This window comes from Pseudomonas sp. LBUM1644 (assembly GCF_059716195.1).
In genome coordinates this window covers 2,584,780-2,608,899 of sequence record NZ_CP166812.1, presented here as the reverse complement: position 1 = coordinate 2,608,899, position 24,120 = coordinate 2,584,780, and the positions used below count along the sequence as shown (strand labels likewise).

At 58.6% G+C, this 24,120-nt stretch carries 17 protein-coding genes; 4 read left to right on the top strand and 13 right to left on the bottom strand.

The window, feature by feature from the left end; all coding sequences use genetic code 11:
* The first annotated feature begins 88 nt into the window (after positions 1 to 88).
* From ACA052_RS11745 to ACA052_RS11735, 3 genes are read left to right on the top strand one after another with little or no spacing between them, the layout of a single operon-like run.
* Entirely contained in the window at positions 89 to 997 is a 909-nt protein-coding gene (locus ACA052_RS11745; RefSeq protein ID WP_497649812.1) for a peptidyl-prolyl cis-trans isomerase, read from the top strand.
* Positions 997 to 1,995 (top strand): HupE/UreJ family protein, encoded by a 999-nt coding sequence (locus tag ACA052_RS11740; RefSeq protein WP_497650309.1) that lies wholly within the window; start codon positions 997 to 999, stop codon positions 1,993 to 1,995. The genes ACA052_RS11745 and ACA052_RS11740 overlap by 1 nt, the downstream gene beginning before the upstream one ends.
* A 21-nt stretch (positions 1,996 to 2,016) precedes the next feature.
* Complete coding sequence (locus ACA052_RS11735) at positions 2,017 to 4,242, top strand: DUF3604 domain-containing protein (RefSeq protein WP_497649811.1); 2,226 nt, start codon at positions 2,017 to 2,019, stop codon at positions 4,240 to 4,242.
* 23 nt (positions 4,243 to 4,265) lie between these two features.
* Here the strand turns inward: ACA052_RS11735 and ACA052_RS11730 are convergent, their stop codons facing one another.
* On the bottom strand, positions 4,266 to 6,491 hold the full coding sequence (locus ACA052_RS11730; protein WP_497649810.1) for a hypothetical protein: 2,226 nt from the start codon (positions 6,489 to 6,491) through the stop codon (positions 4,266 to 4,268).
* Positions 6,481 to 6,810 (bottom strand): hypothetical protein, encoded by a 330-nt coding sequence (locus tag ACA052_RS11725; protein WP_497649809.1) that lies wholly within the window; start codon positions 6,808 to 6,810, stop codon positions 6,481 to 6,483. Before ACA052_RS11725 ends, ACA052_RS11730 begins: the two co-directional genes overlap by 11 nt.
* Before the next feature lie 74 nt (positions 6,811 to 6,884).
* Here ACA052_RS11725 and ACA052_RS11720 point away from each other — a divergent pair, with 74 nt between their 5' ends.
* Entirely contained in the window at positions 6,885 to 8,153 is a 1,269-nt protein-coding gene (locus ACA052_RS11720; protein WP_497649808.1) for an anaerobic sulfatase maturase, read from the top strand.
* Positions 8,154 to 8,156: 3 nt separating this feature from the next.
* On the opposite strand, the gene ACA052_RS11715 is transcribed toward ACA052_RS11720, so the two are convergent.
* The 11 genes from ACA052_RS11715 to ACA052_RS11665 form a co-directional block, all read right to left on the bottom strand.
* A complete protein-coding gene (locus tag ACA052_RS11715; RefSeq protein ID WP_497649807.1) occupies positions 8,157 to 9,791 on the bottom strand; it encodes a 3-(methylthio)propionyl-CoA ligase in 1,635 nt (544 codons plus the stop codon).
* A gap of 41 nt (positions 9,792 to 9,832) precedes the next feature.
* Positions 9,833 to 10,666, bottom strand: coding sequence for an SDR family NAD(P)-dependent oxidoreductase (locus tag ACA052_RS11710; RefSeq protein ID WP_497649806.1), 834 nt, complete (start codon positions 10,664 to 10,666; stop codon positions 9,833 to 9,835).
* 116 nt (positions 10,667 to 10,782) lie between these two features.
* Positions 10,783 to 12,183 (bottom strand): DUF1254 domain-containing protein, encoded by a 1,401-nt coding sequence (locus ACA052_RS11705; protein WP_497649805.1) that lies wholly within the window; start codon positions 12,181 to 12,183, stop codon positions 10,783 to 10,785.
* A gap of 4 nt (positions 12,184 to 12,187) precedes the next feature.
* Positions 12,188 to 12,574, bottom strand: coding sequence for a cupin domain-containing protein (locus ACA052_RS11700; protein WP_497649804.1), 387 nt, complete (start codon positions 12,572 to 12,574; stop codon positions 12,188 to 12,190).
* Positions 12,575 to 12,600: 26 nt separating this feature from the next.
* Positions 12,601 to 13,083 (bottom strand): hypothetical protein, encoded by a 483-nt coding sequence (locus ACA052_RS11695; RefSeq protein ID WP_497649803.1) that lies wholly within the window; start codon positions 13,081 to 13,083, stop codon positions 12,601 to 12,603.
* A gap of 17 nt (positions 13,084 to 13,100) precedes the next feature.
* A complete protein-coding gene (locus ACA052_RS11690; RefSeq protein WP_497649802.1) occupies positions 13,101 to 15,536 on the bottom strand; it encodes an efflux RND transporter permease subunit in 2,436 nt (811 codons plus the stop codon).
* A gap of 36 nt (positions 15,537 to 15,572) precedes the next feature.
* On the bottom strand, positions 15,573 to 16,631 hold the full coding sequence (locus ACA052_RS11685) for a WD40/YVTN/BNR-like repeat-containing protein (protein WP_497649801.1): 1,059 nt from the start codon (positions 16,629 to 16,631) through the stop codon (positions 15,573 to 15,575).
* A gap of 78 nt (positions 16,632 to 16,709) precedes the next feature.
* Complete coding sequence (locus ACA052_RS11680; protein ID WP_497649800.1) at positions 16,710 to 18,071, bottom strand: DUF1329 domain-containing protein; 1,362 nt, start codon at positions 18,069 to 18,071, stop codon at positions 16,710 to 16,712.
* Between the two features lie 32 nt (positions 18,072 to 18,103).
* A complete protein-coding gene (locus tag ACA052_RS11675; RefSeq protein ID WP_497649799.1) occupies positions 18,104 to 19,933 on the bottom strand; it encodes a DUF1302 domain-containing protein in 1,830 nt (609 codons plus the stop codon).
* 68 nt (positions 19,934 to 20,001) lie between these two features.
* The gene (locus tag ACA052_RS11670; RefSeq protein WP_497649798.1) at positions 20,002 to 21,162 is read right to left on the bottom strand and encodes a thiolase C-terminal domain-containing protein; all 1,161 of its coding nucleotides are present in this window, start codon (positions 21,160 to 21,162) and stop codon (positions 20,002 to 20,004) included.
* Positions 21,163 to 21,406: 244 nt separating this feature from the next.
* Positions 21,407 to 24,076, bottom strand: coding sequence for a helix-turn-helix transcriptional regulator (locus ACA052_RS11665; RefSeq protein WP_497649797.1), 2,670 nt, complete (start codon positions 24,074 to 24,076; stop codon positions 21,407 to 21,409).
* Positions 24,077 to 24,120: the final 44 nt, after the last annotated feature.

The following is a 24,120-nucleotide window of genomic DNA, read 5'->3' as shown; positions in this document are numbered from 1 at the left end:
GTGATTAGCCTTGATTGAAAGTTTTGAGTTAGCGGCAATACTCCAGTTCGCATCGAACCTGTTCGAATAAAGCGTGGGGCAATAAGTCATGACCTTAACTGTTACTGAAGCAAAATCATCCAGATTCTCTTTAATCAAACGCTGCCTTCGCGAACCACTACTGCATTTCCTCATTGCTGGCTTTGGACTGTTTGTCCTTTACGGTGGCTTGCATAGTTCAACCGCGAATCAGGACCCTCAACGTATCGAAATTACCCCGGACGATATTCAGCGGATCGAAATCTCCTGGCTGGCGCGCTGGCAGCGCCCGCCGTCCGATCAACAGCTCCAAGGGATGCTCGATGACTATGTGAAGGAGGAAATCCTCTATCGCGAAGCATTGAAGCTCGGGCTCGATAAAGACGACACCATCATTCGCCGGCGACTGGCGCAAAAGATGGACTTTCTCGCAGAGGACGTAGCGTCACTTCGTGAACCTGTCCCCGGCGTCCTTGAGGCCTGGTACAACCAGCATCAAGACCAATATGCCCCGCCGCCGCTGGCGACCTTCCACCACTTGTTCTTCGCCTCGGACAAACGCGGTGTTGACGCGCAAGCGCAGGCTCAAGCAGCGCTGGCCACACTGACGGATAAAAACAGCGGCCAAGGTGATGCCTTCCTGTTTAAAGATACGTATGCCGAGCAATCGCAGGATCAAATCGCGCGAAACTTTGGTTCAAAATTCGCAATTGCCTTGTTTCAGCAAACACCGGGACATTGGGTCGGACCTGTGGAGTCGGGTTTTGGCTGGCACCTGGTGTGGATAGATGCGCTGACCAAGCCCGCGCCGCCGCCGTTCGAGACCGTCGCACAGCAGGTCAAATCCGATTGGCTCTCCGAACAGCGTACCGAATCGAAACGTTCGAATTTCGATGCGCTCAAAGCGCGCTACCAAGTCGTGGTGATGATGCCGGCCGCTGTTAGCGGGATCGCCGCGACGCAAACGGAGCAGCCATGATGGGACGTACGATCTGGCTCCTGTTGTTGGTTTTATTCATGGGGCAAGCGGCCTTGGCCCATGATGCCCGCCCCGCTTACATGGAAATCAACGAAACCGCTGCCGGGCGCTACGACGTACTGTGGCGCACGCCGGTGTTGTCCGGCATGCGATTGCCTATCGCGCTACGGTTTTCTGAAGGCGTGCGAAACGTCGTTGAACCGGTGGAAAGCGAACTCAACGATTCGCTGATCGAGCGTCGGGTAATCGATGCCGGCCCCGCAGGACTGGTGGGCAAGCGCATTGAGTTTGTCGGCCTGCAAGCGAGCATCACCGATGTGTTGGTGCGCGTCTCGCGGCTGGACGGAACGGTGTCGACCACCCTCGTGCAACCCAACCAACCGTGGATAGACATTGTCGCCACGCCCGGCGCGTTCTCGGTGGCCGGTGCGTTTCTGGTCCACGGTATCGAGCACATTCTGGGTGGTTTCGACCACCTGATGTTTGTTTTTGTCTTGATGCTGCTGGTGCGCAACGGCTGGATGCTGCTGAAGACCATCACCGCGTTCACCCTCGCCCACTCCATTACCCTGGCACTCGCCGCGCTAGGTGCCGTGCACCTTCCCGGCCCTCCCGTGGAGGCCACCATTGCCCTGAGCATTCTGTTGCTGGCGGTTGAAATCGCCCGCAAGAATCGTGGCGAACCCAGTTTCACTGCGCAATGGCCGTGGGTCGTGGCGTTCTGTTTTGGCTTGCTGCACGGCTTTGGGTTTGCCGGTGCGCTGGCAGAAATCGGCTTGCCGCAACGTGACCTGCCCTTGGCGCTATTCACGTTCAACGTCGGCGTCGAGATTGGCCAACTGATGTTTGTAGCCGTGGTGTTGAGTCTTCGTGCCCTGCTGCTGCGTTGTCGCCTGCCCAAGTCTGCGTTGCTGTATGCCCAGCCGATTGCTTCTTATGGCCTGGGCACGCTGGCCGCCTTCTGGTTTTTCGAGCGAGTCTCGACTTTTTGGTCCTGAGCTGTTTCGGAGATGTGAAACATGAAAACCAATAATCACCCCACTGCACCCTCACTGTTCAGTTACGCCCTGCTCGCCCTCGCTGTCAGCACACACGTCATGGCGGACGGCAACCCGGATCGCGAAGTCTATTTTGGCCAGACGCACTCGCACACGTCGTGGTCGATCGATGCCTACCTGATTGGTAATCACCTGGTCGGGCCCGAAGAAGCTTACAAATATTCATTGGGCATGCCAGTCATGCACCCGATGGGGTTTGAAGTGCAATTGCGGGGCCGGCCGCTGGATTTCCACGGGGTAACCGATCACTCGGAATATGTCGGGGTGATCGCCCTCGCGAATGATCCAAAGTCGGACTTCAGCAAACTCCCCATCGCCAAAAAACTGATCGCCAAAACCCCGGAGGATTTCAACCGGATCTTCAAATGGATTGCCGGCAGTATCAGCGGCAAACCGATTGAAGAGCTGATCGATCCGAAGGTGGCGGGTGGCATCTGGCAACAAACCATTGCCATTGCCGACAAATACTACAAGCCCGGCAAGTTCACGACCTTCGTCGCTTATGAATGGACCTCGGCCCCTAACAATCAAAACATGCACCGCAACGTGTTTTTCCGCGATTCGAAAAAGGTCCCCGCCCTGCCCTTTACGGCGCTCGACTCAAACAAACCGGAAGATCTTTGGGGCTGGATGGACGATCAGCGCAAACACGGCAATGAGGTACTGGCGATCTCGCACAACGCCAACCTCAGCAACGGCATCATGTTTCCAGTGGATGTTGATGACCGTGGCCGGCCCATCGATGCCGCCTGGGCTGAAACACGGATGCGCAACGAGTCCCTGACCGAGATCCACCAAGTCAAGGGCACCTCGGAAACCTACCCCGACCTTTCGCCGAATGATGAATTTGCCAACTACGAAATCATGAGTTTCCTGATTGGCCTCGACAACAGCACGTCCAAAATCAATGGCAGTTACGTGCGCCAGGCCTGGCAAAACGGCATGGCACTGCAAGAAGCCAAGGGCTTCAACCCCTACAAAATGGGCGTAGTCGCCGCCAGCGACTCCCACAACGGGGTGATTCCGTACGCGCAGAACAACAACTTTGGTTCCCACGGTTTTACCGACAGCAACCCTGAGCTACGCCTTTCCGGCAAAAAGAACTCGGGCATGGCCGCTTTGCAAACCAGCACCTCCGGCCTGGCCGGGGTCTGGGCTGAAGAAAACACCCGTGAATCGATTTTCGATGCGATGAAGCGCAAGGAAGTGTATGGCACCAGCGGCGTACGCATTCCCGTGCGCTTGTTTGGCGGCTGGGGTTTCGACAGCACGCTGTGGAACGAGAAAGACTGGGTGCATGCCGCCTACGCCAAAGGCGTTCCCATGGGCGGCGACTTGCCGGCAAAACCGGGCAAAGAGGCGCCGAGCTTCGTGGTGTGGGCAGTCAAGGATGCCGATGACGGCAACCTCGACCGGATCCAGATCATCAAGGGGTGGACCAAAAACGGCCAGACTTTCGAGAAGATCTACGACGTTGCCTGGTCTGGTGATCGTCAGCCGGACCCGGCCACCGGCAAAGTGCCCGCGGTGGGCTCCACGGTTGATGTGTCCAAGGCGACTTACACCAATACCATCGGTGCCACCGAGCTGAAAAAAGTCTGGGTCGACCCGGATTTCGATCCGGCCCAGCACGCGTTCTACTACGCCCGTGCCATACAGATCCCGACACCCCGCTGGAGCACCTATGACGCGGCCAAGCTCCAAGTACCGCCGCCAGCCGATGTCTCGGCCACTGTGCAGGAACGCGCCTGGACCTCGCCGATCTGGTACTCGCCGAACGCCGAGGACGGCAAATTGACGGCGCGTGGTAAAACCATTGAAGACCTCAAGACCGAAGGCGCCAAGGCACTCACCAACGAACAGCTGCAAGCCTACGTGGTGGGTAAAACGATCAAGGTGCGCAACACCGTCACCGGCCAGACCTTTGAAATTGCCTATGGCACCGATGGCCAGCGCTCGGTGATCAGTGTCGACGGCAAACCGCCTTCAGACGGTGAATACCTGAACATGCTGCATGGCGGCCAGTTCGGCGTTCCGGCGAGTTACGAAATCAAGGACGGGCATCTGGTGACGAGCCTCGGCGGCTCGCCCTTCGAGGCCACCGTCTTCGAGCAAAACGGCAAATACGTGGCGGCGCGCAGCAGTGAGTTCGGCTTCGTGAACTATGAGGTCGAGGAAATCAAATAGCCGCCACCTGGTTTCATTGTTCCCTATCGGCGAAAGTCACCGCCGCCACGTTGGGTCTGAACGTGGCGGCGACTCTGGTCCGCACCTCTCTGGCGATTTTGCCTATCCTGGTTCAACTCACCCATGGATGCTTGGCCATTTGAGCGGTTATAGCCACTGGCAGGACTCTGTTGAGCACCTGCGCTCGGTCTGTTAGCGCTCGATGCCGCCGGGCGCTGTTGTTGAGCGCTCTGAGCCCTCTGCTGCGTGGTTGCCTGATTGACTTCAGTGCGCTGTTGTTGCGTTTTTTTTGCAGGTTGCGCGTTGGTGGCAGAACTGGCCGCCTGGCCTGCGGTAGCGCGTTTTGGTTGCGCGCTTTGTGTTGTCGGTGACGCGTTTTTTGGCGTGGGCTTGTTCACCGAAGACCAGGAGCCATCGTCATATTTTTGCCAGCTCCCGTTGGTGTTTTTATAAACGTTGCCGTCACGTCCGGCGTACATATCGCCGCTCGCGGTTTTGCCCGCCGCCGCACGGCCATTGATACTAGTGGTGGCAATGGCCTTGCCGCCTGCCGAATTCTGGTACGTCCCCACCGAGCCTCTGGCCGTCGTCTGATGCTGAGTCGCCGCCCACTGGTTACCCTTGGTCACGACGGAGCTGCCCCACTGGCCATAAGCATTCGAGCCTTGACGCGTCGCGCCATAGGCCCCGGTGTAGGGATTGTAGGCCTGGCCGACAGCGGCGCTGCCGTATCGACCCGACACTGCAGCGCCCCGAGCGTAGGTGCCAGTGTTGGGATTGTACGACGCACCCCATTGCGCGCCGCCATTGGGCCCGTAAGCGCCTCTTCTGATGCCGCTGGCGCCCGTGTAAGGGTTGTAAGTGCGATAGGCATAGGGCATCGGACGTGGGTAATACGGAGGATAACGACCGCCCCCGACACCGATATAGGGCGGATAGTAATACCCGTTCCCTTGCGCGATGATCGCGCCAACGACGGCGCCGGCGATGAACACACCGAGATACCCCGGCGTGTAACTCGCCTGCACCGTGCCGGTAGGCATGACCTGCTGCGTGACATACGTGACGTTGTAGACGGGCGAACTGGGTGGGATCGTATAGATGGCGGGCGGCACAGAAGTCGTGGTTTGCCACGGTCCCGTCGGTGTCGACGAATCGAACCACACGCCCTGAGTGCAGGCATAGTAACGATTGTCGACCTTGATCACTTTGTCCGGCGTGTTCGTTGCGTATGAGAGTGCAGTGCCTTCAATGGGCTGGAACTCAGGTTCGCCACTGTATGACACCTTGACGGCGCTCGCCGCCGCAGCAGGGTTGACTTCAACGGTGGTCGGGATCTGTGCGAGCAATACCGCATCCTCGGCCTCTGGTGTGCCGGGCACGGAACTCAGGACCCAGGCAGCCTCGCTGTCACGCGGTATCAGGGCAAAGTCAGGCGGTAGCTGGTTCGTTGCGAAGGTCCACGGCCCGCCAGGACCGGGAGCGGAAAACCATCGGCCGGCGGTGAGGTAGTAGAACGTCCGGGTCGGTGAAAAAACGAACACATTGCTCTCAGTGTTCTTGGCGACCACCAGTTGGGTGCCGGGTATCGCGGTGTAGACCGGCGGCCCGTCAAAGACAATCAACTCGGCAGGGGGACTGCTGTAGTACACGCCCAGCGCCTCGGCTTTTTGCCCTTTGGGTAGCGGAATAAAGGGCTTCAGATCTGCCCACGTCGGATCAGCCGGCACTGTTGACATCGAGGCGGGAAGCGCTTTCGTTTCGACCCAGCCGCTTTTCAGGTCGGTCGAGGTCATCCATGACTGTCCGGTGAACAGGTAGTACTGGTGGCTGGCCGGGTCTGTGAACAGTGGCCAGTTGGCATTTACCACGAACGAAAGGTCTGAATGCTGAACCGGTGCGAGCGTCGGCTCCCCGTCGACATACAGCAAGATCGCCGGCGCATAGCTCACGAAGATGGCTGGCGGATCGTTCTTGACCTCTGTCACGGGCGGCGAATTTTTGTTTTGTACACTCGCCACCAGGCGATCGACTGACAGGGTCATCGAAGCCTGTGGATTGAGAAACGTGCGCACCAGCTGATCCAGCTTCTGGCTGGTTTGCGGGTCTACACCGGGAAACGCGGTGCTGGCGAATTGCGGATTGGTTAAAAGTGCCGTGCGGTTGTCGAGGTCTACATCGGTATGCGCCTGGAACGCGGCCACGCCGAGCTGTGGTTTGCTGCCGCGAGGGGTAATGCTAATCGCCATTCGACCGCTCAGTTCCTTGAAATCCTTTCCAGTCGTCGATCTGTGGCTGGTAGTAGATGAGGGTCGCGTCGTCCCGGACAATTTCACGTGGCCAGCCAGGGTCCAGTGGGGCGGCTCGGAGCGGCAATACCGCAAACAATACAAACATCAGCATCAATGCACGGACGGGCAATTTTGATGTGTTCATGGTTTGTTCAGAACCTGCTTCAAGAGGAGTTTGCGCTTCGCGGTCAGACCATGAAGTGTAGGTTATGGCGGTGTCCCCGGGATTTTTCTCAAAGTTAGTATCGTCGCCCCCCCGATCACGGGGGGCGGCCAATTCAGCTACGCCCCCTAGCCTCTGCCATTGGAACCGCAGCGATCCGCTGAGCGGTCCGAACGCAGCCTGCCACCATGCCTACCCAAGAATTACCGCCCCAGGGCCTGCATCTCATGGCCAAGCCCGTCGGGCCGATTTGCAACCTCGATTGCAGTTACTGTTTCTATCTGGAAAAAGAACAGCTGTATCCACCCCGTGAACGCTTCAGCATGACGGACGACGTGTTGCGCCTGTATGTGCAGCGCTACATCGAAGCCCAGCCCACACCCGAAGTCGAATTCACCTGGCAAGGCGGTGAACCGACGTTGCTGGGCCTGGATTTTTTCCAGCGCGCGATGGTGTATCAGCGCGAGTTCGCCGGGGACAAAGTCATTCGCAACACGTTGCAGACCAATGGCACCCTTCTCGACGATGACTGGTGTTCATTCCTCGCCCGTGAAAATTTTATGGTGGGGATCAGTCTCGATGGCCCGCGTTTCGTCCACGACCTGTATCGCCCCGACAAGCGCGGGCGTTCCAGTTTCGATGAGGTGATGCGCGGTCTCGGTCTGCTTAAGCAGCACGGTGTCGCCTTCAACGTACTGGTGACCGTGGCTCGTGATGTCGCCCAATATCCCATGGAAATCTACCGTTTCCTCAAGGCTGAAGGCGTCCGTCATATCCAGTTCAACCCGGTCGTAGAGCGCCAGCCGAGCGCGCCGCAAGTCAGTCAGGGTTTGCACTTTGCTGTGCCGCCCGAGCTGCGCTTGCACGCGGTGCCGGAACCCGCAGTGGTGACAGAGCAAACCGTCGAGCCTGAGGCCTATGGTGATTTTCTTATCAAGATTTTTGACGAGTGGGTGCGCCAGGACGTCGGTGAAGTTCACGTGATGAATTTTGAATGGGCGCTAGCTTCGTGGTGCCAGTTGCCCGCGTCGGTGTGCCTGTTCAGCCCGCGCTGCGGCAAAGCGGCAATCGTCGAGCACGACGGCAATGTCTATTCCTGCGATCACTACATGTACCCCGAGTATCTGCTGGGTAATCTGAAGACCGATGATCCTGCCGTACTACTCGCCTCCCCCGCCCAACAAGCTTTTGGCGCGGCCAAGGAAGAGACACTGCCGAGTTACTGCCAGCAATGCGACTACCGCTTTGCGTGCCATGGCGAATGCCCGAAAAACCGATTTACGAGTGCCCCGAATGGCGAGCCGGGCCTGAATTACCTGTGCCCGAGCTACAAGAAATACTTCCGCCACCTGACGCCCTACATGAATGCCATGGCCCAACTGGTGAGTCACAAGCAACCGGCGGCGTTGATCATGCAGGCCTTCGCCGGCCCGCTGATCGTGCCGCTGGATAAATAGCCCTTAGCCTGGAAAACGGTAGTCGCGGAACTGCTCGCGCAGCTTCATTTTCTGCAACTTGCCGGTGGCGGTATGCGGCAGCGAGTCGACGAAGGCCACATCGTCCGGCAGCCACCACTTCGCAACGCGGCTTGCCAGCACTTTCAGCAACTCGTCTTTGCTCGCGGTCTTGCCAGGTTTGAGCACCACCACTAACAGCGGGCGCTCCTGCCATTTTGGATGTGGGATACCAATCACCGCCGCTTCAGCGACAGCCTTATGGCTGAGGGCGGCGTTTTCCAGATCTATCGATGAAATCCACTCGCCGCCCGACTTGATGACGTCTTTGGCACGGTCGGTGATCTGCATGTAGCCATCGGCATCGATGGTTGCGATGTCGCCGGTATCGAGCCAACCCTCGCTATTCAAAATCTGCCCGCCCTCACCACCGTAGTATTGACTGGCGATCCACGGCCCCTTGACCAGCAGCAGACCGGAAGCCTTGCCATCGCGTGGCAGTTCAGTGCCCTCATCATTGACAATCTTCATCGACACCCCAAACAGCGCCCGCCCCTGTTTGGCCTGCAAATCGAGCACTTCATTGAGCGGTGCGCCGCGGTGCTTGGGCAAGGGGATGCAGAGGGTGCCCAGTGGCGACATCTCGGTCATGCCCCACGCATGCAAGACACGTGCGTCGAAGAACGTCTCGAACGTCTCGACCTGGCTTCGAGGCGCGGCCGCCCCGCCGATCACTACCCGGTTCAGGCACAGCTCGGCGGCCGGCTGCAAGCCCTGAGCCTCGACATGTTGCTGCAACGTCATCCACACCGTCGGCACGCCCAGCGCCAGGGTGACTTGCTCATCGCGCATCAGCGTGTAGAGACTCTCGCCATCCAGCGCGGCACCCGGTAATACCAGTTTGGCGCCACACATCGCAGCAGCGTAAGGCATGCCCCAGGCGTTGACGTGGAACATCGGCACCACCAGCAGCGCTGAATCTGCCGCAGACAGGCCAAAACCATCCGAGGTACACAGCGCCAGGGAGTGCAGAATCGAAGAACGGTGCGAATACAGCACGCCCTTCGGATTGCCGGTGGTGCCTGAGGTGTAGCACATCGACGACGCCGTGCGTTCATCGAACTCAGGCCAGATAAAGTCACTGCTGTGCTCGGCGATCAGGTCTTCGTAGCAGATCAGATGAGGCACATTGAGCGCCGGCATTTGCTCACGATCACACAAGGCAATGAAACCTTTGACCGTTTTCAGGTGAGGTGCGATTTGCTCGACCAGCGCCGCGAACGACAGATCGAACATCAAGTACTGATCCTCGGCGTGATTGGCAATGAACTCGATCTGCTCGGCGAACAACCGCGGGTTGATCGTATGCAGCACCGCGCCCATGCCCGACACACCGAAGTACAGTTCCATGTGCCGGTAACCGTTCCAGGCCAGCGTGCCGATTCGGTCGCCGGGCTGCACATCGAGCGCTACAAGGGCATTGGCCACTTGTTTGGCGCGGCGGCCGATGTCGGCATAGGTGCAGTGATGAACCGATCCATCGGCCATGCGTGAGGCAATTTCAGTGTGCGGATGCGCCTTCAGCGCATGTTCCAGAACGGAAGAAATCAAAAGCGGTTGATCTTGCATCAAGCCCAGCATGGTTTTGTTCCTTTTATTCTTGTTCGAGTCAGCGCAGAAAATCACAGGTAGCCGATCTTCCGGGCGTCGCGAAGGATCACCCGGCGCATCAAACCGATGGAAAGGCGCTTGACGTGGAAAATCACTTTGGCGAACGGCCCGACCAGTACCAGGTCCTGGCCCTTTTGCACGGCACGAACCATCGCTTCGGCGACCAGCTCCGGCTCACATCCCTTGGCGTTGTAATAAGCCTGCAGTCGTTCGAGCTGCTCTTCGCGGATGGAAGGTGAAATGCTGCTGCGAGCCTGGGTGATGGGGGTATTGATAATGCCGGGGCAGACCGTGGTAATGCTGATGTTAGTGTGGGCCAGTTCCATTTTCAGCACTTCACTGAGGCCGAACACCGCATGCTTGGAGGCTGCATAGGCGCCCATCGTCGGCGAGGGATAGATGCCTGCCGCGGAGGCTACGTTCACTACATGGCGCACGCCGCCGGCCTGAATCATTTGCGGGATGAAGTGATAGCAGCCATGCACCACGCCCATCAGGTTGATGTCCATGACCCGCCGCCAGTGGGCCAGGTCACTCTGGAGGAACTGGCCCAGGTAACCGATGCCGGCGTTGTTGATCAGCACATCGATCGGCCGCTGCTTCATGTCCGGATGCTGGGCAAACGCTAGCATCTCTTCGTTATTCGAAACATCGAGCTGATGGATCATGCAGATAGCGCCTAGCGCCACAATGTCGACCTGCAGCTGTTTCAGCGCTTGCGGATTGATGTCCGTAGCGATGATTTGCGCACCGCGGCGAGCGAAGGCAAACGCCGCTGCACGACCGATGCCCGAGGCGGCGCCGGTGATCATGACTTTCTTGTTTTTGAGATCAGGGATGGACATTGAGATGTTCCATAAATGGTGGAGTTTCGCCAGCGATATTCGTTGCTTTCGCTGGGGTGCAGGAGGCTAAAAAGTCACTGTTGTGAGCCACTTCCGCCATCACTGCGACCGTCCGATTACTTCAGCTGTTCCAGAGGCGGCGCAGTCCATTGAGCCAACAACGCCTGCTCTTTCGGCCAGTACAAACGCATGTACATGGCAAAGGGGCCCTTGGGTGCAGGCAACCAGTTGGCTTCCTTGTCTAGGCCTGGGGATTCGTGCTGGATGAACAACGTGACGCCGCCGTCCGCATCGCGCTTGAACTGGGGCAGCATCGGCGAGTTGATCAAATAACGATTGAGAGGATTGTCGACCAACCAGCTGCCTGGCAGTTCATACATCGTCAGCGACCAGAACGCATTGACGGGGGGCAGTTGATCAGGCGCAAAACGCAGGCTGTAGCGCTTGCTGCCATCCAGCTTCTGCTTATCCGCATCGACACGATAAAACGGATACATCGCCTCTTGTCGGGAGGCGCCATAAATACCAATCGTCCCGAGCATGCGGTTCAGGTAGTTATTCTTCATTGTCTCGCGTGAGCCGAGAATATCGCCCGAGGTCAGTGTTCCCGCATTGAGCTGTTGGACCCCACCCGCAAAATCAGCCCAGGCATCGGCAATGCCTTGCTCGAAAGCCGCCTTGATCTCAGGGCTGAGTTTGGCTGGGGCGAACTCTTTGCCAGCGCCGATACCGATCTTGGCAAAGCGCGCCATCAGTTCTTTTTCTGAAGGATCGGTCGGGCAAAACTGCAGCAGGAAGTTCAGCGTACTGAACAGCTGCAGCGAGGTCTTTTGCTCCTCAAGGCTGAGCGGTTTGACGAAATCAATGGATGGCGCAGCTTTCGCCGGTGCCTGGCCAAGAAATGCCGATAGTGTCTGCACGGTGTAGCCGGCCTGCACTTTCTTCACATTTTCGATATCGCCTGGGTTGAATAGCTGCGTGCGATAGATAGCGAGAGTCAGATCTGTTTCAGCACGAAAGACGTTCTTGATTCCTTTGGGTGTATCACCTTTCCAGTTCGGCCCGACGACAAGATAGCTACCGCCCTCGTTACCGGTGCTGCGACTGCCTATATAGTTGGAATTGAAGGTGTAAAGATCAGTCAGCTGGACACTGTAGTAACGATCTTTCTCCACGGGAGCCATCGTCAGTACAACCGGTTCGGCGCGCAGATCGAGGCCTGCCCATGAATAGGGCGTATCCGAATTGGGCGTCTGGATCGCCTTGTCCGCCGGGGTGTAGACGCGAGGCGTGTTGTGAATACGATTCCAGGCGCCTTTGTATTCGGGATTCTGAGAATCCACGAAGTAGCCGTACTGAACGCGATAATTGTCCACCATCGGGTACGCGTAAATGTAGGCTTCCTTGGCGATCGCGCGCGCCTCTTCCGGGCTCACATTTGCCTGGGCTTGAACAGCTGGAAGGCCAACCAGTAGTGCTGCTGCGCAGGCGATAGCTTTCAATCGAATACTGTTCATCGAGTCAGCCCCTCGCATCAATATCGGTGGTGGCGGAGAAAAAGCTTTTACGCGCCGTTGCTGACTTCACATGCCAGATGACAGTGGCGCCTTTACGAATAAACCAGCTGCGGCCATCACCGCCGATATAGGTAGCGCTTTGGCCAGATTCATCGGTGATTTCAAGTTCACCTTCGATCAACGTTGCCAGCTCGCTAAAGGGATACGTGTAACTGAAGCGGCCTTTAGTGACTTCAAATAAGCCAGCCGTCAATGGTGAGTCCGGGCCGCCGACATCGAAACGGGCATACAACTTTACTATTGAGGCTGACAGTGTCTCGCCGCCCAAGTCCTCGGGTGTACCAATGTAATTGAGCTCATCAATTCTGTTGGAAGTTGAATAGATAATCATGGAAGTTCCTTTGTTCTATTTATTCTTCAAGGCTTGGGCAAGGGATAGCGCAACTCCCCGATCATTTCATCCAGTGACCCTTCTGATTCACCTTCGCTTTCCATCGCCAGCCATTTCAGGATTGCTGACTCATGGCGAACCATAGACTCGGTGACATCACGGTCTTCTTCAGGGCAAATACGGGTTATTTCTTCGAAGCGTGCCAGGAATTCTTCGACGGTGGGTTTAATCGCACAGGAAAATTCCTGCAGGCTATTCATTGCCTTGTAAACACCGACAATGGCCTCGATTTCACCCTGATCCGGGCTCTCGCTGAGGGGCATGCCGTAGCTGACCAGGAACGGGCGTAGTCGCGCTTTTGTTTCTGTTTCAAGTTGCAGCAACGTACTGAAGTGATATTGATCGCGTTTATTTTTTGCGACTTCAATCAGTGCGAGGGCGAGCGCTTCGCCGAATACTTCGCTCTCGTGTAATTCTTTAATCCAAGTGGGATAGACCAGATTGTTCATTTGGTTTTTTCCTTATTTTAATGAACGCGGCGCAGCAGGAAGTGCGAGAGCGCAGGAATCAACACCAGTGCTCCGACCATGTTCCAGATGAACATGAACGTGAGCAGGATGCCCATGTCGGCCTGGAACTTGATCGGCGACCAGGCCCAGGTGATCACGCCTGCCGCCAGGGTGATGCCCACCAGCGCCACAACCTTGCCGGTGAACGCGACGGAGTTTTTGTAGGCTTCGGTCAGCGACAGGCCGGCACGTTGCTGAGCCAGTTGCACACTCAGCAGGTACAACGCGTAATCCACGCCAATGCCCACACCGAGGGCGATCACCGGCAAGGTCGCGACTTTCACGCCCATGCCCAGCCAGACCATCAACGCCTCGCAAAGAATCGAGGTCAGCATCAACGGCACCACCGCCACCACCACCGCCCGCCAGCTGCGGAAGGTGATGAAACACAACACGATCACCGCGCCGTACACGTAGAACAGCATGGTGTGGTTGGCCTCGCGCACGACAATATTGGTCGCGGCTTCGATCCCCGCGCTGCCAGCGGCGAGCATGAACTGACGATCATCGTTGCTGTGCTCGCGGGCAAACTGGTCGGCCACTTTCACCACGTGATCGAGGGTTTCAGCCTTGTGATCCGAGAGATAGGCAATCACCGGCATCATCGAACAATCGCTGTTGAACAGTTCAGGGTTGTTGACCGAGGCCTGCTGCGCACCGTAGTTCAGCACGTTCTGGTTGCGCGCGATGGTCAGCATCTTCGGGTTGCCTTCATAGGAACCCGCCGTGATCTGCCGCACCGCGTTGACCAGCGATAGGGTGGTCTGCACGCCCGGTTGCTGTTGCAACAACCAGCCGAGACGATCCGCTTCCACCAGTGTCTCGTACTTCAGACAGCCTTCGCTGGCGGTTTTGACCATGACCGCGAACTGATCGCTCGACAGCGAATAGTTGGCCGTGATGTAAGCGTTGTCGCGGTTGTAGCGTGAATCCGCGCGCAGTTCCGGTGCTCCCGGATCGAGATCGCCGATCTTCAGGTGCGTACTGACGACGAAGCCGCCAACTGCCAACACCCCGGCAACCACCAACGCCACCGTGGCCCATTTGCGTTCGGTAAAGCGGTCAAGCAGGCTCCAGACATTGCCCAATCCTTTGCCTTTCAGCTCTTTGCTCTCCTGACGCAAACTACGCTCGGCGGCCTTTCGACTGACGCCCCAATAGGACAGCAGTACCGGCAACAACACCAGGTTGGTGAAGATCAGGACCGCCACGCCAATACTCGCGGTAACCGCCAAATCCTGGATCACCGGGATGTCGATCAGCATCAGCACGGCAAAGCCCACGGCATCGGCCAGCAACGCGGTGAGGCCTGCAAGGAACAACCGGCGGAAGGTGTAGCGTGCGGCGATCAACTGATGGGTGCCACGCCCGACGTCTTGCATGATCCCGTTCATCTTCTGTGCGCCATGGGACACGCCGATGGCGAACACCAGGAACGGCACCAGAATCGAAAACGGATCGAGCGCATAGCCGAACAGAGTGATCAAACCCAGCTGCCAGACCACCGCAATGACCGAGCACAGAATCACCAGCGCGGTGCTGCGTACGCAACGGGTGAAGGCATAGATGATGGCGGTAGCGATCAGCGCTGCCGCGCCGAAGTACATCATGATCAGCATCAACCCATCGATCAGGTCGCCCACCAGTTTGGCGAAGCCGATGACGCGGATCTTGATCGGGCCTTTGCCTTCTTCACCGGCTTTATGGGTCGCGCTGCTGCCGGCAAACTCGAATTTGTCACGCAGCTGTTCTTCGAGCGTGCGCGAGAACTGGTGATAGTCGATGGCGGCGCCGGTAACCGGGTCTTTCTCCAGCAACGGCACCACAATCATGCTCGACTTGAAGTTGTTCCCGACCAGACTGCCGACGATCCCGGAACGGGCAATGTTCAGGCGCAGTTGCTCGACGCCACTGGCCGAGCCGTCGTAGGAGTCCGGCATGACCGGGCCGCCACGGAAGCCTTCCTCCGTGACCTCGGTCCAGCGTACGGCCGGTGTCCACAATGATTTCATCCACGCCCGGTCCACACCCGGGGTCAGGAACAGCGCGTCATTGACCTGCTTGAGCACCTCGAGGTATTTCGGGTCATAAACATCGCCGTCGGTGCTCTCCACCACCACCCGCACCGTATTGCCCAATCCGCGCAGGGATTGCCGGTTTTCCAGGTAGTTTTTGATGTAGGGCTGACTCTGCGGAATCATCTTCTCGAAGCTGGCATTGAGCGTCAGTCGAGTGGCGGCGAAGTAGCTCAGCAACACCGTCACGAGCAGGCAGGTCAATACCACCAGCAGACGATTATTGAAAATCAGGCGTTCAAGGAAATTGCCGGAGCGTGCATCGAAGCCCTTGAGCTCTCGGATCACCGGCATCGTATCGAGGTTGTAGTTACCCATGACGTGGCTCGTCTCTTTTTATTGTGTGAAGTGGGCTCATTCGAAGGGCAACTGGCGCAAGCCCTGTGCGCCTGCGACCACCACGGAGCCTGATGCAACGGCCTGCGCCGCAGCGGCGGGGCCCATGCGCTCCTGTGGCTTTTGCGTGAAGCTTGCGCCGTCGTCAGCGCTGACCAGTACGTGACCGGCCTGGCTGACCAGAATGATTCGACCGTCTGCGGTGACGGTGCTCGCGGTGATGCTTGAGGACACGCCCAGCTCGACTTTGTCCCAGCTCGCGCCGTGACCGACGCTGCGGTAAACATTGCCGCGCAGGCCATAAACCAGCACGGCGCCCGGCTTGCCGGTGATACCGAAATAGCTGCCGTTATAGGGCGTAGGCAGATTGACGAAGCGTTGCGTCGCCGGGTCCAGTTTCAGCACCAGACCTTGCTCACCGACGATAAACAGGTCATCACCGATGGCACGCATTCCGTAGAGGTTCAGCGCGCCCGGATTGTCCGTACGGTCCATCAATGGAACCCAGGTCCGGCCGCCATCGTCAGTGCGGAAAATCAGGTTGAACGCGCCGACGACGTAGCCGGTTTTCTCATCCGCGAACCACACGTCCAGGAAGGGCTTGTCCGCCCCTTCATCGATCATTCTCTGAGCATCAGCCAACAGAGCCTCATCCGGCGCTGCTTGCTGCTGATAGTGTTCGAGCATGATCTGCCCAACCTGACGGCCATCGAGCTGGCGCGTCCAGGTTTCGCCATTGTTGTCGCTGTGCAACACAACGCCGTCATGCCCGACCGCCCAACCCTGAGTCGGGGTCGGGAACTGCACAGCCACCAGGTCGGAACTCACTGGCACTTGTGCCTGATGCCAACGGACGCCATTGTCATCAGAGTAAAAAATATGGCCTCGTTGCCCTACGGCAACCAGACGCTTACCGGCAGTGGCCAGCCCGGTGAACATTCCGTTAATGGCTTTTTCGCTTGCAGTCGCCGGACTTGACAGCGGGTCGACAAAATCCGCGGCGACCACCGCTCGGGTAAAGGGCACGGCCAATGCCACGCCTAGCGCCGCCAGCGTTATCCATCTAAATGCATTCATGAGGTTTACTCGGCAAAAAAAGCCGCCAGACAGCGCGAGGAGCACTGTCGGCGACAAAAAAACACCTGCGTCTATGGCTTAGCGAATGCCAGTGCCAGCCAATGACTCAGGTGCCCACTGCGCTTTCGAAAGCGGGTCGATGTACTTGACGCCGCCATACGGGCCGTAGATGCCGGTGATGTTGTAGCTACCGGAGACAAAGTCATAAATCATGTGGTTGTCGGAATTCGGCGCCTGCACGTCATAGCTGTAAGCCAGGTGTGCAAAGGAGCCGCGGTACAACTTGCCGCTGGCGTCATATTCATCGGAGGCCAGTGCAATCCAACTGTCTTCGTCGAGGTAGAAGGTGCGCTTGCTGTAGATGTGGCGTTTGCCCGGTTTCAGCGTGGCTTCTACCACCCACACGCGGTGCAGCTCCCAACGCACCAGGTCCGGGTTGACGTGGTGCGGCGTGGTGATGTCCGCCGCTTCCTTGTGGTAGTTCAGCTTGTAGGTGTTGTAAGGAATGATCATTTCCTTCTTGCCGACCAGCTTGAAGTCGTAGCGATCCATTGCACCGTTGAACACCCAGGCATCGTCATAGGTCGAGGCACCGGCCGAGCCCGGGTTTGGCGTGTCGTAGGCGATGTCCGGAGCAAGCTTGATTCGGCGCTGGCCCGGCAGGTATTGCCAGCCACGACGCTCCATTTTCAGCGGGTTGACCGCATCCTGCACCAGGATGGCTTCACCGGCGCGGCGGGCCGGGGCCTGGTAGTAGAGCTTGGTCTTGAAGAACAGATCGGTCTCTTTCGCCGGTTCCGTACGCTTCGGATCGTAGAGCGGGTATTCCAGATAGGCATTACCAGACGTGGCCAGAATCGCCGAACCGGAACCGTCGACGTTCCAGGAATCGTATTTGAAGTTGGTGGCGTAGCCCTGATAGCGCAGCAGGTGGTTCCACATGGCTTCATAGCCATCTTTCGGGATCGGGAACGGGACGCCTGGCAGCGCATTTTCCAGCGCTACACCGCCCTCGAGTGTTTTGGTGACGACCGCGTTTTTCGCGGTGTTATCCAGCAGCCGTTGCGGCAGCGCAACGCTGCGATGGGTCGGATACACATCGACCCTGAACGTCGGGTAGCGCTTGAGCAATTCCTGGGTGGTCGCGGTCAGCTTGCCAGCGTACTGGCTGAGGTTTTTGCCATCGACGACCGCACGCGGCTTGTCGGCCTCGAAAGGGTCCGGACGGAACGAACTGCCGGCCTGGAAGCTGGCAGGCGGCGTGGTGATACCGCCGGTGTAGGCCGGAATGGTGCTGTCGGCATTGCCGGCTTTTTCCGCGCCGACGGCGGTCAGGCTGCTGCCCAGTTTGGCTGCTTCATCAGGGGAAACTGCAGCGTGGGCCACGCCGGCGATGGCGACGGTCAAGGCAGTAAACAAAAGCGTGTTGACGAACTTCATGAGTGACTCCTGCTATCAAGCAAAGACTTCGATCAAATGGTCGTTTTGAAGGTAAACGTGACCATGCCCCGATCCTTGAGCTGAGATGGCGTACCGCCGAAAGCAGTGGGCTGCCCCGGTACACAGTTGTATTGACTATTGGCCCCGGGTGCGGCGCCTGCGCCTTGTGCACCCGCGCTACCGGCGGAATCGCAGGTGTCGAACGGACCAAAGTTGTCTACGTACTTCAGGTCAAACCGGTACTGGTTGTGCACGTCCATGCCAACGCCCACCGAGTAGCTGCCTGAATTCTTGTTACCCCCCAATTGAACAGCAGAGTTGCCCGACAGCCCGACGTTGTAGGTGGCCGGCAAGTACATATCGATGCCGGGGAACACCTGGTACCAGGTCGGGTTGAAGTTGACGCCCAGGACGTAGTTGTCCTTGGTGACCTTGTCGACACCGCGATACCAATCTTCGCCTTTGAACAATTGCTTGTTCTCGGTGACGTCCAACCAGCGGCTGTAGGCGAGTTCGACCAGCAAGGTCGAGCTGTCCCAGACCGGCGTGTCGCCAAACGTGGTCAGGCCATTGAGCACCGCATGCACGGTGTTGCCTCGGGCCACGCCGTTGTCACCGTTGAAACTGCTGATGAAGCCCGGCAAACCGGCAGCGCCAGCCGCTGGATTGACGGTTGCCGGCACGCTGGCCAGCGGCATGTTGTGGCGGTAGTTGACGTCGAGGCCGACGCTGACGCCTTCGATGCTTTTCGACAGGCTGATGCCGTAGACATCGATGTCGTCGACGTAGAACTGGTTGTAGCTGCCGGCATTGCCGGAAATCAGTTGCGCAGGACCGACAGCCGTCGGCTGCAGCACCAGATTCGGCAGAATGTCGGAGGTCTTGCGGTAGTAGACACCCAGGGTGCCCTGCAGCCACTCCGGGCTCCACTTGGCCATCAAGCCGAAGTCGCCGTGGTTATCCGGCGTATAGGTATGCCCGTTGGTCAGGCGCAGGAACTGGTTGGCACCCAATGGACCGGGCGTGCCGAACCGGGGGTTCTGTGCAGCGACCAACGACAGGTTATGCCCACCGCTCTGAATACCGTCGTTGAAACCCAGGTAGGTGCCCGATTCCGGCAACCGCGCCGCGTCCCAATCCAGGAAGTACTGCGCGCCAAGGGTCAGCTCCGGGTTGACCGTAAAGCTGGCAGACAACTGATTGCGCGGAATGAACAGCTCTTTGGCTTCTGTTCCCGGGATCGCCAGTGCCTTGGAAATATCCAGGCCCGATTGGCCGTAACTGTTGCCGTGGGCAAACGCGAGGATGGTCTCGCCCCAGTAAACGGTGTGTTTGCCTGCCTTGCCGCTAAGCAAGGATTCGTCGCCGACTTCCGTACTGCCAAACACAAAGGCATCGAGAATCTCCGAGGACGGACCGTTGTAATAACGATCGGCGTAACCGCTCTGGTGACGGGAATCCGGCCGGCCGTTGTTCAGCTGGTTGGTCGAGGCGTTATCGCTGCCGATATCGTCATAGGCGTGGTCGTACCAGGAGTTGGCACTGACCCGGAAACCGGCTTTTTGTTTGTAAACCACATCCAGTTCGGACAACACATCCAGGCGTTGAGCAACCGGGCTGCCGGACGAGAAGTTGCGATCCCCGTCGTTGTTGTTCCACGAATGGGCCAACTTGCTATTGGGTGCTTCCACGCGCTGGGCGTAGTTGAACTTCAGCGTGTTGTCGAAGCGCACCGCAAAGTCTTCATTCCCGGTGTTGATCTCGACCGCCTGCACGGGAGCGATGCCCAGACCGGTCAGAATCGCCGAAGTCAGCAACCCCTTGCGAAGGTTTGCATGGCAGATCTTATTATTTTTGTTCATCAAACGTGCCACCTGCTCTATGGTTTACGAAAAGTCATGGTTTTCAATTACGGCACCCGCGCCTCCTCTCACGTGCGCTGCAAAATGGTGATCGACACGGCCCGACCCAGGGCCGTGCTGTGCTGTAGCGCCGTACGGGCGCCCCTAATTTGTCTGCCGTCGGTCTGGTCGCGCAGTTGCCAGACCAGCTCGACCAGTTGCGCCAGCCCGGTGGCGCCTGGGGCGTGTCCACGTCCGAGCAAGCCACCCGAGGGGTTCACTGCATTCGACTGCCCTTTCAACGGGCCACTGAGTTGAATGAACCGATCGATCTCCGTCTCCCTGCAAAAACCCAGCGCGGCGCTGTTGACCATGAAGTCGCCGACGCTTTGGTCATGCAGTTCAGCCACGTCAATGTCTTCCGCGCCAAGACCGGCTTGCTGATAGGCCTGCTGCGCCACGCGCCGGGTGGTCGCCCGTCCCAGCACATCGAGCACACAGCCCGACTCTTGCTCTGAAGTACTGTCACTGCCCCGGGCACTGGCCAAAACGCTGACGTCGGCCCGAGCGCCGAAGCGCAAGGCGAAGGCCGGTGTGCAGATCAGGACGGCCGCCGCTCCGCAGGCTGGCGGGCACAGGTAAGGCGGAAGCCATCCGTCGCGACCCGGCACGCGGTTCAATACGGCGTAAGGGTTGAGTCCGGCCTGGATCCGCGCCCGCTCAAGCACCTGATCGAAACTGCTTTCGGAAACGCCCAGCCGCGTCAGCAGCCAACTGGTCTGGGCTGCGAACAGCAGCGCCGGTTGCTGTCGACGCTCGATAAATGCGACGTCGCCACTCGGACCGACCATGGCCGACTCATCGCGAGCGAGCTCTTTCAAACCGAAGAACTCACGATTGGAAATCCGCGCTGGCATGCACTCGACGCCCACTACCAGAACGCATTCCGCCTGACCGCACAGCACGCTGTTGCGGGCCAACTGAAAAGCACTGCTGGCGGAGGCACAACCATCGGCGAGGCTGAAAACCGGCACGCCGGAGTAGCCGATCTGCGACAGCATCTGCTCGGCTATACCCGCTTCGCCGTGGACGCAGGAGGTGAACACCTGATCGACCAGGTCATAGTCGATTCGCGCATCGGCCAGCGCCGCACGAATGGCCCGCCCTGCCAACGCGGCATGACTGTCACAGCCACCCAGCGGCAGAAACGGCGCCATTCCTGCACCCGCGACCAGCACTCTTTCCGACATAACCCTTGCTCCCCACCTGCCGATGCGCATTGCGCTCTTGTTGGGGGCCAGACTATGGCGAAGAGGCGGGTGTAAACCCCCCATTGGCAGGGGGGGAGGCGTGAAATCGGACTGGGGGGTTAGATGTCCGTTTCTGCGGTAACGGCTGCTGGCTTAAAGATCAAAAGATCGCAGCCTCCGGCAGCTCCTACAGAGGACGTGTAGGAGCTGCCGAAGGCTGCGATCTTTTGATCTACCGGATTTCTCAGCCCGCTGTTTCGAGAATCCCAAGCATGTACGCACGCGCCACGACGTGCTGCCGTGTCCCGGCCTGGAACTTTCCAAACAGGTTTTTCAGGTGCCACTTCACGGTTTCTTCACCGACATTCAGCGCCAGGGCAATTTGCTTGTTGGAGAGATTGCGTGCGAGCAGCTGCAACACCTCACGCTCCTTGGGGGTCAGCAGGCGGCTGGGTGAAACGCTCGATGTCGCGGACTCCGGCCGCGAAGCGGGCGCCGGTACCGGTGCAGCGGCTGCCACTGGCGGGACCGTTTCGCGCTTGAGCGATTGCAGCCATTTGCTCAGATCGGGATGGGTATCCTGCACCACGCGTTGCATACCATTCTCTTGCGCGAGGCTGACGGCTTCGAGCAAACAGGCGGTGCCGTCTTCGCCGGTCGCCTTGAGTGCCAGGGCCTTGAGCAGTTTGATCTGCACAATTTCCCGGCCACGGCGCAAGTGTTCGGCCGTGGCGCTGACCTTGTCGAGCACCACCAGCATGGCCTGCCATTCGCGCCTGGCCAGCAGGACATAAGCGTTGGCCACGCCCGCCAGCAACGCGAGTTCCGGACCGAGCAAACCGGCTTCTTCACGGGCGATAACCGGCGTGACAGCGTCCAGGCGTCGCCAGAGTGCCTGACAGGTATCGCTGCGTCCCTGCAGGGCATGCAAGCGAATTTGCTCGCCAAGCGAAGCGATGCAAAACCTGGGAATGCCACGTTCGTCGCCAAGCGCAAATAGCGCCTCAAGCAGATCCTGCCCGCGATTTCCCTGGCCCTGTATCGACGCCAGGCGGGAGGCAGTGATGTAGCCCAACACAATCGCATGCGGCGAAGCCAGCCGTTCGACCATGTCCAGCCTGTTTGCCAGCACGGTACTCGCTTCCTGAACGTCACCGAGTTCCAACAACACCGCGGCCAGAGTGCCAGCCAACATGACGGCCACGGGACTGCGCCGACCGATGTCCCGCTCGGCACGCATCAGGCTGTCGTGCAGGGAAGCCTGTGCGGACTCCATCCGCCCTTCACACAAATACGACAGCCCTACCATCCACTCGCCCATCCCGCGAATGGCATCCAGCCCCGGACTCCACGCATAATGTGGAGCTCGCTGAAAAAGGCGCCGGACCTTCTCGGGCTGCCCCTCGAACAGCGCCAACCGCGCAAATTGATTGGCCACAATGGCTTGAAGCTTGGTCGAGAACGAAGGCAGTCTGTCGGCCCATGGAGAAATCAGCGCCAGCGATTCGTCAGGCCGATCGCCGAAGTAGGCGGCCGCCGTGGCGATGGCGACGGCTTCGCATCGAGTGGCTTCGTCGGCGGACGGGTGCTGCTCAATGCTGGCAATCAATCCAGCGGCTTCCGCTTGACGGTCGCCCATCGCCAATGTCCAGGCCGCTGCCAGGCAGATGCGAGGATGCGTCTTGATGTCCTCAAGCCCGAGCTCTTCAACCCATTCCAGCACTCTGCTCAACTGACCATGCAACATGACTTCGTACAGGCATTCTTCAATGATGCTGTAGGCAGGCTGCGGCAGGCCTGCCGACAGGTATTGCCGGGCGGCCTGTTCCAGAAATCCGTGTTGTTCCAGCCAGACAGCCGCACGCTCGTGAAAACCCTGGCGTTGCTCCAGGGGCAACTTGGCAAACCGTCCGAGCAAGAACTCCCGAGCCAGCGGATGAATACGCACCCAATCGCTGTCGACACTCTCGACAAAAATGGGGGTCGAGATACACAGATCCTTAAGCAATTCACCCGAGCGTGGATTGCCTGTCAACGCCATGCACAACGAAGGCTGAACCATTTCCAGCAACGCAATACCGGTTAGAAATACGACCTGTTCTTCGGTGAGATGAGCAATCAGGCTATCGACGAAATAGCGCTTGATATCACCGGACCCTGTCGCCAGCTCTTTGATGGCGGCAGTCAAATCAGGGCTCTTTTCCATCGCCGAAATCGCCAACTGCAGACCGAGGGGCCAACCTTCGGTGATCTCATGCAGTCGCACACAAAGATCAGCATCGATACGCGCGCCAAAGCGACCGCCCAGTATCGCTACCGACTCTTCGACCGAAAAGCGCAGTGCGGTGCTAGTGATTGTGGCGTAGCGGCCCCGTGCCGCAAGATCGGCCACTTGCAGGTTCAAGCGCGCACGAGAGGCCATGATGATGCGCAAATTGGCCGGTGCGTTGTGCAACAGGTACGTCAGCGCTTGACGGACGGTCATCTCGGGCAGGGCGTCAGCCTCGTCCAGAATCAGCACCGTTTCGCTGCCCAGATCAGCGACTTCTGCCAGCCACTGCGTCAGTCCCTCCAGCTCGTCGCGCGCGCGCCCCGGAACACTCTCGAAGGCGCGAGCGAAGGACGGTCGCCCACTGCCAACTGCCATGGCCGTTCCCAGACCCTGGACAAATCGGGCGCCGTCATCGCGCGCATCGAGCGTCAGCCACGCCACCACCGCCCCGAGGGACAAACATTCCCGGCGCCACTGAGTCAACAGAAACGTCTTGCCGAAACCGGCAGGTGCGTGAACGGCGATCACTACCTTGTCGGTCAATTCCGGGGTATCGAGCGCCAGCCGACTGCGCATCCGGGCAGACTTCTGGCTGCGCGGCGGTGTCGTTTTCAGGATCAGTTGTGGCTCTATGTGATCCATTTTCAGGCCTTCTGCAAAACAAAGAGGGGCTCGGCCATGAACTG

What these genes read in the sequence shown, in the direction of transcription:
- ACA052_RS11745 (WP_497649812.1), top strand. Translation starts at nt 89, where the DNA reads ATGACCTTAACTGTTACTGAAGCAAAATCATCCAGATTCTCTTTAATC.
- ACA052_RS11740 (WP_497650309.1), top strand. Translation starts at nt 997, where the DNA reads ATGGGACGTACGATCTGGCTCCTGTTGTTGGTTTTATTCATGGGGCAA.
- ACA052_RS11735 (WP_497649811.1), top strand. Translation starts at nt 2,017, where the DNA reads ATGAAAACCAATAATCACCCCACTGCACCCTCACTGTTCAGTTACGCC.
- ACA052_RS11730 (WP_497649810.1), bottom strand. Translation starts at nt 6,491, where the DNA reads ATGGCGATTAGCATTACCCCTCGCGGCAGCAAACCACAGCTCGGCGTG.
- ACA052_RS11720 (WP_497649808.1), top strand. Translation starts at nt 6,885, where the DNA reads ATGCCTACCCAAGAATTACCGCCCCAGGGCCTGCATCTCATGGCCAAG.
- ACA052_RS11715 (WP_497649807.1), bottom strand. Translation starts at nt 9,791, where the DNA reads ATGCTGGGCTTGATGCAAGATCAACCGCTTTTGATTTCTTCCGTTCTG.
- ACA052_RS11710 (WP_497649806.1), bottom strand. Translation starts at nt 10,666, where the DNA reads ATGTCCATCCCTGATCTCAAAAACAAGAAAGTCATGATCACCGGCGCC.
- ACA052_RS11705 (WP_497649805.1), bottom strand. Translation starts at nt 12,183, where the DNA reads ATGAACAGTATTCGATTGAAAGCTATCGCCTGCGCAGCAGCACTACTG.
- ACA052_RS11700 (WP_497649804.1), bottom strand. Translation starts at nt 12,574, where the DNA reads ATGATTATCTATTCAACTTCCAACAGAATTGATGAGCTCAATTACATT.
- ACA052_RS11695 (WP_497649803.1), bottom strand. Translation starts at nt 13,083, where the DNA reads ATGAACAATCTGGTCTATCCCACTTGGATTAAAGAATTACACGAGAGC.
- ACA052_RS11690 (WP_497649802.1), bottom strand. Translation starts at nt 15,536, where the DNA reads ATGGGTAACTACAACCTCGATACGATGCCGGTGATCCGAGAGCTCAAG.
- ACA052_RS11685 (WP_497649801.1), bottom strand. Translation starts at nt 16,631, where the DNA reads ATGAATGCATTTAGATGGATAACGCTGGCGGCGCTAGGCGTGGCATTG.
- ACA052_RS11680 (WP_497649800.1), bottom strand. Translation starts at nt 18,071, where the DNA reads ATGAAGTTCGTCAACACGCTTTTGTTTACTGCCTTGACCGTCGCCATC.
- ACA052_RS11675 (WP_497649799.1), bottom strand. Translation starts at nt 19,933, where the DNA reads ATGAACAAAAATAATAAGATCTGCCATGCAAACCTTCGCAAGGGGTTG.
- ACA052_RS11670 (WP_497649798.1), bottom strand. Translation starts at nt 21,162, where the DNA reads ATGTCGGAAAGAGTGCTGGTCGCGGGTGCAGGAATGGCGCCGTTTCTG.
- ACA052_RS11665 (WP_497649797.1), bottom strand. Translation starts at nt 24,076, where the DNA reads ATGGATCACATAGAGCCACAACTGATCCTGAAAACGACACCGCCGCGC.